Consider the following 2433-nt stretch of genomic DNA (forward strand, 5'->3'; position numbering starts at 1 on the left):
GAGCCGTTATATCGCGGGGAAGCTTCGAGAAATCGTTCCACAGGCGGCACCGGGCTCGGCCTGACCATCTCGCGGCGCATTATAAGGAAACACGGCGGGGAGCTTGAGGCGAGCAACGGTCCGGATGGCGGGGCGTTGCTGTCGGGCTGGCTGCCTCGCGGGGAAGTTGATACAAATTAGTTATAACTATTTGGACCGTACGATGGATCGTCCCGACGAGGTATGATAGACGTACCAGTACATGCGGGAAGGTGAGCAATGATGAATAGAATGTCCAGGCAGGCCTCGGGCGAACAACCGTTTACGTTGGTAGTGGGGTCCATCCGGCTCCGAGCATACATGGCGGAGGATGCGGAAGCCATCCACGCGCTGACGTGGCAGCCCGAGATCCATGCGTGGCTGCCTGGCTGGAACGTGTCCCTGGAGCAGCGGAGAGAGTGGCTCGAGAACTACGAAATACCGGAGAACGGGGAATTTCTGCGCTTGGCAAGCAATGGGGAGGACGTGGGAGAGCTGCGGCTTCGATTGGCCATTATGCTGGAACAAACGGGAGAATTGATCGGTTGGTGCTGCACCGGCCCGAAGGAGGAGCTGCCGGCGCCTAACCGCGAGATCATGTATGCCATCTCCAAAGACCATAGGGGCAAAGGCTATGCTACGCAAGCCGTGCAGGCGGTCACAGGCTATCTGTTCGCGCATGCGAACATCGAGGTGCTGAGCGCCGTTGCTCTGCTCGCCAACGATGCCTCGAACAGAGTTCTCCAGAAATGCGGCTTCGTCTTCATGAACGTTATCGAGATCGACGATGAAGTGTACAACTATTATATGCTAGTGCGAGGGGGTGTCTCATAAGGCCGGGCTATCGAGCGTAAAGCCGCGCCTGAGCCAGCAATAGCACGGAAAAGTCGGGCTTTCGAGCCAGCCCCGCGCCGATAACTCTGCCAGAGATTCATCCGGAGGCGGCTTTCGTCTGTCAACTGCTATCATAAGAATACAGCGGCAATTAACCAATACCCGCAAATGGCGGCAATAGATAATCTTTTGGCACCGCCATTTTTTGATTTTTCCATCAAACGAGCGGTATGTTTCGTTCCTCCCTACCATCTAGTTCATAACATCTCGATAAACACGCCGCGCCGCTTAAGGACAGCGGGAGCCAACCGCTCGTCTACGAAAAAGGCGATGTCGATAACCATTCCGAAATCGCAGAGCGAGCTTCTATTTGTTAGGCTATGCAAAGTCTGTTCTTCGGCGAAACAACGCTTAAGAATTACGATTTTTCTTCCATAGTAAAATAAGAACATGTATAATGGAACAATCAATCATCTTAGCGCGAAGCACGCGCCGTTGTCTCTTTTTGAGATAGCGGCGCCTTTTTATTTGTCTGAGGGAGTTGAAGCGAATGTCATTCGGCGCGTTATTTGATCAATTTGTGAGAGAACAACTTTGTGAAGCAACCGGCAAAAGGCTGGAGATGCTCCAGAAGGATTTGTTGGCGGAAAAGAAAATGTTCCAAGAGGTGTTGTGGCCGGCGTTTCGAACGTTTAAAGGTTTTACGATGCAATTCGAGATTGTTACCTTTACGGGAGTTTCGATTTACATTGACGCCTTCTACGAGCCGTTAGGCATTGCGTTTGAGAGCGAGGGCTTTGTCGCGCATGCGGAGAACATTACCCGCGACAGATTCGATTTCGAAAGGCATCGAGTACGTACATTGGCAAACAAAGGTTATCTGTACTACCCGTTTACTTGGGACGAGCTGAGCAAGAGACCGGATAAATGCAGAACGAGTTTGTTCGAGTTATTGGGAGCGCTAGGAGCAGTAGAGGGAGAAGAGTTATCTCTTTATGAACAGAAGGTAATTGCTTACGCTGCTTATATCAACAAGCCAATCTATCTGAAGGATGTGCAAGATTGTTTAAAACGAGGCGAGGACGTGAGTCGGAAAGTACTGAAGAATCTTCAAGCCAAACATCGAATCAAACCGCTGCGGACCGGCAAACAGCGTGTTCACGCGTATGTACTAACAGATGAGCTTGGGAATAGGCGGGGGAGAAATATTTACAACCGGATATGAACTGTGCTACATGCTAAAGAAATGAACTAAGCACAATCCCCCTTTTAGCACAGTAATCAAGTTACTTGAAACTGCGGCACCCATCATATGAAAGTTCCATGCATCAGCCTAGCTGTAGTCACGAGTAACCAATTTACTTGAAACTGCGGCACCCATCATATGAAAGTTCCATGCGTCAGCCTAGCTGTAGTCACGAGTAACCAATTTACTTGAAACTGCTGCAGCAAAGTACGAAGGGCCGCCGAGCGCAATAGCCCGAAAAAATCGGGCTATAGCAGCGCCGCCGGCCCCGTCGAGCGCAATAGCCCGAAAAAATCGGGCTATAGCAGCGCCGCCGGCCCCACCGAGCGCAATAG

At 51.2% G+C, this 2433-nt stretch carries 3 protein-coding genes; all 3 read left to right on the top strand.

Annotated features, from left to right (window positions below; genetic code table 11):
- The coding region (locus PAT3040_RS39140; protein ID WP_258235215.1) for an ATP-binding protein at positions 1-180 on the top strand (180 nt) is incomplete at its 5' end.
- 78 nt (positions 181-258) lie between these two features.
- Positions 259-852, top strand: coding sequence for a GNAT family N-acetyltransferase (locus PAT3040_RS29335; protein WP_307719183.1), 594 nt, complete (start codon positions 259-261; stop codon positions 850-852).
- A gap of 550 nt (positions 853-1402) precedes the next feature.
- Complete coding sequence (locus PAT3040_RS29345; RefSeq protein ID WP_108995472.1) at positions 1403-2077, top strand: hypothetical protein; 675 nt, start codon at positions 1403-1405, stop codon at positions 2075-2077.
- Positions 2078-2433: the final 356 nt, after the last annotated feature.

The organism is Paenibacillus agaridevorans, from assembly GCF_003112455.1.
GTDB lineage: Bacteria > Bacillota > Bacilli > Paenibacillales > Paenibacillaceae > Pristimantibacillus > Pristimantibacillus agaridevorans.

Excerpts from the sequence above, each read along its gene's own strand:
- PAT3040_RS29345 (WP_108995472.1), top strand. The coding sequence starts at position 1,403 with ATGTCATTCGGCGCGTTATTTGATCAATTTGTGAGAGAACAACTTTGT.
- PAT3040_RS29335 (WP_307719183.1), top strand. The coding sequence starts at position 259 with ATGATGAATAGAATGTCCAGGCAGGCCTCGGGCGAACAACCGTTTACG.